Below are 1698 nucleotides of genomic sequence, written 5' to 3' on the forward strand. Positions count from 1 at the left end.
CCTGCGGCTGCCGGGCGGGGAGCCGGTGGCGCTGGTGCGCGGCGGGCAACTCTATGCGATCCACACCGACCACCTGGGGCGGCCGGAGGTGGCGACCAACAGCAGCAAGGCCATCGTCTGGCGGGCGAGCAACTATGCGTTCGACCGCACCGTCACCCTGGACAGTATTGGAGGATTGAACCTGGGGTTCCCGGGGCAGTATTGGGATCAGGAGAGTGGGCTTTGGTACAACCGGTTCCGGAGCTACGATCCGAGTACAGGGCGCTATGTCGAAAGCGATCCGATTGGGTTGGCGGGTGGGCTGAATACCTATGCCTATGCCAGCGGTAATCCTGTCAGCCGCATTGATCCACTTGGGCTGACCGATTGGTCTGGTACCTCACTGGAGTACGGGTATGGCTACGGCGGCGGGGCAACCTTCACACTTTCAAACAAATGCGAGGGGAATGGCGAGCCGCGCTATCTAGTACGTGTTCAGGCAGTTGCTGGCTCGGGCTCATCTTTACCGAAAAAGGTGGGAAGCCCTATTACATACATGGGTTCAAATGTCTCGTTCAGCGACGGAAACGCATTCCCAGATCCGAGCGTCTTCAACGGTGAGTACGCTAGCTATAACATTGCGATAGCTGGTGGAGTGGGGGCCAGCTTTGGAGCGACGCGTTTAGGAGGCGCATCGTCCGGGTGGGGGCTTGCGCCAGTAGCAGGATATAGTGCGTCTGCTTCTGCAAGCGTCGGGGGTGCAAAGGTGCTGTGGGCGAAGACCATCGGGACGTGCCCATGCAAAAAGTAGTCCTTGGCTTTTTTATTCCGGCGGTACTCGCCGTTCTACTTGCCAGCGTACTGGCTGCGATACTGCGACGAAAGTATCCAGAGCACTACAAGCGGGCCGGCAATCCGGCGAGTACAGATTGGCATCCGTTCTGGGTCATTAGCTTTATTCTCCGCGGCGGATTTCAAGGGCTTGATGCTGTGACACGCTTCGTCTCGCTTGCGTCAGGTGTTCTTATGATCATGTCGCTTCTAGTGGGAGTCTTTTTTGCTTGGCAAGCACTTACTTAGCTGACGGGTTCTGCTGCTTTTAAGTCTGCTCCCTGCAATACATATGCCTATACATCAGGGAATCCTGTAAACGCGGTTGATCCGTTGGGACTGGCAACTGCTGTAATCATCAATGGGCCTGACCTGAGACGGATCGTGTAGCCAGTTGGCTGGTGAGTTCTCTACCCTTAACAGGCAAGGAGAGCTCCATGAAGAAGCGATTCACCGACGAACAGATCATCGGCATCCTGCGTGAGGCCGAGGTCGGCGCCATGTCGATCAAGGCGCTGTGCAAGAAACACAACCTGACCGAGCAGACCTTTTTCCGCTGGCGCAACAAGTTCGGCGGCCTGGACGTGCCCGACGCCCGGCGGCTCAAGGACCTCGAGTCCGAGAACGCCCGGCTCAAGCGGCTGGTGGCCGAGCAGATGCTGGTCATCGACGGGATGAAGGAGATCGTCCGAAAAAAATGACGACCCCGTCGGAACGACGCGACACGGTCCAGGTGCTGGTCCGTCGGGGACTCTCGCAGCGCAAGGCCCTTCGTTACCTGGGCCTGAGCCGCCGCATCGCCAGCTACGCTCCGCGCCAGGCCGCCAAGGACCAGGCGGTGGCCGAGCGCTTGCTGGCCGCGTCGCCGAAGGTGCCGCGGTTCGGGTA

Annotated in this window: 2 protein-coding genes and 1 pseudogene; all 3 read left to right on the forward strand. The window is 59.1% G+C overall.

Annotated elements, in window-relative coordinates:
* On the forward strand, window positions 1–790 hold a 790-nt coding region (locus tag M503_RS17910), incomplete at its 5' end, for an RHS repeat-associated core domain-containing protein (RefSeq protein WP_331280022.1).
* Window positions 778–1059 carry a hypothetical protein gene (locus tag M503_RS17495; RefSeq protein ID WP_155952052.1) on the forward strand — a complete coding sequence of 94 codons (282 nt, stop codon included), beginning with the start codon at window positions 778–780 and terminating at the stop codon, window positions 1057–1059. The genes M503_RS17910 and M503_RS17495, both read left to right, overlap by 13 nt.
* A gap of 188 nt (window positions 1060–1247) precedes the next feature.
* Window positions 1248–1698, forward strand: a pseudogene (locus M503_RS17830) (transposase); the annotation flags it as partial.

This window comes from Pseudoxanthomonas suwonensis J47 (assembly GCF_000513955.1).
GTDB lineage: Bacteria > Pseudomonadota > Gammaproteobacteria > Xanthomonadales > Xanthomonadaceae > Pseudoxanthomonas > Pseudoxanthomonas suwonensis_C.

Excerpts from the sequence above, each read along its gene's own strand:
- M503_RS17495 (WP_155952052.1), top strand. The coding sequence starts at position 778 with ATGCAAAAAGTAGTCCTTGGCTTTTTTATTCCGGCGGTACTCGCCGTT.